Annotated in this window: 1 protein-coding gene; it reads right to left on the bottom strand. The window is 50.1% G+C overall.

What is annotated here, in order from left to right; all coding sequences use genetic code 11:
- Positions 1 to 375: IS66 family transposase (locus tag ACXAFR_RS27565; protein WP_475183441.1), on the bottom strand; the 375-nt coding region annotated here is incomplete at both ends.

Genomic DNA, 375 nt, shown 5'->3' on the forward strand with positions numbered 1-375 from the left:
TCGCAGCTTGTGTTCTTTGTTGATGACATAACCCAAAGCCTTGGACAATGGGTTTGATGGGATCAGGTCAGTTCGCTGCAACTGTTGCTGACACCATTCGAAGAATCGATCCACCAAGGGCTTGCTGTGCTCAAGACGATAGTTCCGTTTGCGGTCATCCGTCAGTACTTTATCTGTAATAATCGCTTCATGTTTATAGAGTGCCGCGATGATATCCAGAGCTTCTCGTACCGCTGCCGGCTCCTGCTCTTCTGCCTCAATAAATTGCCGACGACTGTGCACCCAACATTGAGCGTGCGTTACTGCCTGACTGGCGTCAACGTAACTGGCATAAGCCGAGTAGCCGTCACTGAGTAACGTGCCTTTGAAGGAGCT

Source organism: Pseudomaricurvus sp. ABR4_320 (genome assembly GCF_056159445.1).